We start from the raw sequence: 3,967 nt of genomic DNA, 5'->3' as shown, positions 1-3,967 counted from the left end.
ATCTAGTACTGTATCAAAAGGTAAACTTTAAAAAAATATATCTTATGAAAACGAAATCTATTTTAATTATTGCATTTTTCCTTTTGATCTCAAAATCTGTTTTTGCTCAAACTGCCTTCAAAGTAGAGGTAAAAGGAAAAGGAACTCCTGTAATGTTGTTTCCTGGTTTTGGCTGTACCGGTGAAGTTTGGAATGAAACAGTGGCCGAACTTTCTAAAACTAACGAATGTCATATTTTTACTTTTGCGGGATTTGGGAATGTCCCACCAATAGAAAGCCCTTGGTTGGCTACCATCAAAGATCAGGTCATTTCCTATGTAAAAACAAAAAAAATAAAGAATGCTACACTAGTTGGTCATAGTTTAGGAGGTACTTTAAGCTTGTGGTTAGCCTCTCAGGAAACCAATTTGTTCAAAAAATTAATCATCGTTGATGCTTTGCCTGCAACTGCCGCTTTGATGATTCCTAACTACAAGGGAGAAATTATACCGTATGACAATCCGCAAAGTAAAATGATGATGACTATGGATCAAAAAGCGTTTGACGGAATGAATTCGCAGTCGACTTCTTTTATGTGTATGAACAAAGAAAAACAAAAAACAATCAATGAATGGATGCGTCTTGTGGATCGAAAAACGTACGTTCACGGTTATATTGACATGCTAAATTTAGACCTACGAAAAGAAATTTCTAAAATTAAAATTCCTGTTGTAATTTTAGCTGCTTCAAATCCAGATCTTACCACAGTACAAAACACCTATAAAGCCCAATATGAGAACCTGCCTTCTGTTAAAATTGAGTATGCAGCAAACTCCGCTCATTTTGTTATGTACGATCAACCAGAATGGTTTATGGATAAAGTAAAACTTGAATTAAAATAAGGTGGCTAAAAAAGAACAATTCAACGAGATATACTATAAGCATTACAATAAAGTGTTTCGATTGTGCAAAGGATATTTTTGTGGCGATACCGCATTAGCCTCTGATGCAACTCAGGAAATCTTCATCAAAGTCTGGGAGAAGTTAGACACTTTTAGAAATGAATCGAGTATCAGCACTTGGATTTACAGAATTGCAGTAAACACTTGCCTTCTTTATTTGAGAAAATCATCTACAAAGAAAGAAATCAGGACCGACATTCTACCTCAGATTGTTGCAGAAACCTATTCGAGCGAAAAAGATGAGCAGCTTAGACAAATGTATCAATGCATACAAAAATTGGAAGAAACGAACAAGATGATCATCCTGATGACTTTAGATGGTTTAGAATATCAGGAAATATCAGAAGTAATCGGGATAACCGAAGAAACCCTTCGCGTTAGAATTCATAGAATCAAAAAAAGTTTAACTCAATGTGTACAAAATGAAAACATTTGAAGAATTACAAAATATCTGGGATCAGCAGACAGCATCTGAATCACAACCAACGGCCGCCGAAATTATAAAAAAAGCGGAGTCACATACTAAAAAAATTAAACGCGGTCATTTATGGACCAGAGTAATTTTAAGCCTTACCTCAATAATATTAATCTTCTATTTTATTTGGTCAGGTGCTTACAAAAACATCCAGTTTAGTATCGGCTTGTGCATTATGATTGTAATGCTTGTGAGTCGCGTAGCTTTAGAATGGATCAGTGTGAAAAAGCTAGCCAATTTAAATACTGATCTCACATTAATAGAATATAGTAAACTAGCACATCAGTTTTATACTTGGAGAAAAAAAATACATTACATCCTTACACCTATCATTTACCTCACGTATACTGCTGGATTTACATTGCTTTTACCAGTTTTTAAAACCATTTTCTCAAGAGGCTTTTATCTTTACATTCTATTAAGCGGATATATTTTTTTATTTCTATTTGCATTTTTTATGATACGATTCATTCAAAAGGAAATAAAGCTTTTACACTTCTTGAAAAACATTTCATAAAAAAAATAATTGGTTTCTATTGTACCGTTTACCACTACTAGAAAAGCTTCAGAGAAATCTGGAGCTTTTTTGTTATCTCGTTCAAAGGACAAAAATATTTAGATTGTGCGCACAAAGAAGACCTTTGTCTTATCATTAGAACTCTTGAGACAGCTTGTCCTTTTAGTTAATCATTTCATAATCCCATAAGAAAGTTAACTGTATTGGTATAAATTCGTTCCGTGAATTCGTATGAAATAAGTTATGATTTAAAAAACGACTTCTTTAAATAGTATCCCAAAACAAATTAGAATAATAACTTTTAAAGCCAGAAATTGATTTATACTACACTTTTAAATATCGCCATTTTTCAGGGAATAGTCTTGGGATTAGTTATTTTAAGGTCTTCCTTATTTAATAGTAATTCAAATAAATATGTGGCATACTTGCTATTTACACTTTCTATCCTTTTACTGAATTATGTCTTTGAGTTAGAAGAAGCATATACTCCCTATCCTTTTCTACATTTTATTGACAATGTCGAGTGGGCATTACTATTGCCTGCATTCCTATTCCTATATATTGTAAATCGGATTGATGACACTGTAAAAAGCAAACAAAAAATATATTTATGTTTTGTTCCATTTGCATTTTCCGCTGTACTCAACATTACAAACGATCTTGATCGTGTAGCAGGAATTTATACTATTCCAGAACCAGGTATTGTTATCATTGAAATACTGAGTCTATTTCATCTTTTTTTAGTCCTTACATTCATCCCTTTTCTGTTGATTTACTCTTATTTTATGATAAGACATTTAAAAGATTCAGAAGAAAAAAATTGGGTAGTAACGTTATTAACCCTTTTTACATCTTTGTTATTCTCTTGGATTATTACCTGGTTAGTCGCCATATTTCTTCAATATGATATTTCTTTTACTATGAGTGTCGTGGCTTTATCTGCAACTTTCATTATTCATTGGACAGCATATGTAGGCATTTACAAGTACAGACTCGCAAAAAACAAGGATGCTATCTATACTTTTCTAAATAACGATTTAACTATTTCATACAGTAATTCGGAAATTAATGAAAATGACAGCCCAGAAGAATATCGGGAATCTATCACAGTAGATAATCTTTATTTTCAAAAACTTGATCTTCTTTGTAAGGAACATCATATTTATACCGATTGCACCTTGAATAGAGAAAAAATCGCTGAAAAACTAGGCATAAGTGCTGGATATGTTTCACAAATTGTAAATACGGTAACAGGAGACAACTTTGCCAATTACATCAATCAATATCGGGTTGAAGCGGTGAAGGAAATGATCTCTAATTCAGAATATCAAAATTACAATTTATTGACGATGGGACTAGAGTCAGGTTTTACTTCAAAAACCACTTTTTACAAAGCTTTTAAAAAAGCTACTGGTCAAACACCAAATGAGTATCGGAATTCTAATAAATAAGTACCGATTTATACAATTTGAAGTTTTTGGCACCTTTTCTAGTTCTTCTTGTGTGAGTTTTGCACTTCAATAATTAAAAAACAATTTTTATGAAAAAATTTTTAGTACTAGCTGTTCTTACAGTTTTAGGATTTACAAATGCAAACGCTCAAAAAATTAAATTTGGTGCAAAAGTAGGTATTAACATTAGTAGCATTACTGGTGATAACACCAGCAGTCTTGAACCTGTTTCTGCCTTTAATTTCGGATTAGTAACTGAGATTCCAATTGCGAAAAAATTTTCTTTTCAACCAGAACTTATGCTTTCCGGTCAAGGTTACAGCTTTAAAGGAAGTGACGGAAACATTGTTGGATTAAATTATTTAAACGTTCCGTTAATGGCAAAATATTATCTAACAAAAGGGTTGAGTCTTGAAGCTGGACCACAAATTGGGTATTTACTTTCGGCCAAAAATGAAAGCACAAACGTAAAAGATACGTTTAAGAAAGTTGACTTAGCTGCTAATTTAGGAATTGGTTACAAACTAGAAAACGGACTTAATTTTGGAGCAAGATATAATTTTGGATTATCAAATATTAATAA

The 3,967-nt window shown here is 32.3% G+C and carries 5 protein-coding genes; all 5 read left to right on the top strand.

All coding sequences use genetic code 11. From position 1 onward, the window contains the following. Positions 1 to 44 precede the first annotated feature (44 nt). Positions 45 to 881: an alpha/beta fold hydrolase gene (locus FPG59_RS14615; RefSeq protein WP_086455307.1), complete on the top strand. Its 837-nt coding sequence runs from the start codon at positions 45 to 47 to the stop codon at positions 879 to 881. A 1-nt stretch (position 882) separates the two neighbouring features. After that, positions 883 to 1,377 carry an RNA polymerase sigma factor gene (locus FPG59_RS14610; RefSeq protein ID WP_086455306.1) on the top strand — a complete coding sequence of 165 codons (495 nt, stop codon included), beginning with the start codon at positions 883 to 885 and terminating at the stop codon, positions 1,375 to 1,377. Further along, positions 1,364 to 1,933, top strand: coding sequence for a hypothetical protein (locus FPG59_RS14605; protein ID WP_086455305.1), 570 nt, complete (start codon positions 1,364 to 1,366; stop codon positions 1,931 to 1,933). Before FPG59_RS14610 ends, FPG59_RS14605 begins: the two co-directional genes overlap by 14 nt. Positions 1,934 to 2,247: 314 nt before the next feature. After that, the gene (locus FPG59_RS14600) at positions 2,248 to 3,384 is read left to right on the top strand and encodes an AraC family transcriptional regulator (RefSeq protein ID WP_086455304.1); all 1,137 of its coding nucleotides are present in this window, start codon (positions 2,248 to 2,250) and stop codon (positions 3,382 to 3,384) included. 89 nt (positions 3,385 to 3,473) lie between these two features. Beyond that, positions 3,474 to 3,967 (top strand): porin family protein (locus FPG59_RS14595; protein ID WP_086455303.1); only part of this gene is annotated, 494 nt, incomplete at its 3' end.

Source organism: Flavobacterium sp. FPG59, assembly GCF_002150205.1.
In the GTDB taxonomy this organism is placed as follows: Bacteria; Bacteroidota; Bacteroidia; order Flavobacteriales; family Flavobacteriaceae; genus Flavobacterium.
This window is presented reverse-complemented; position numbering and strand designations above follow the sequence as displayed.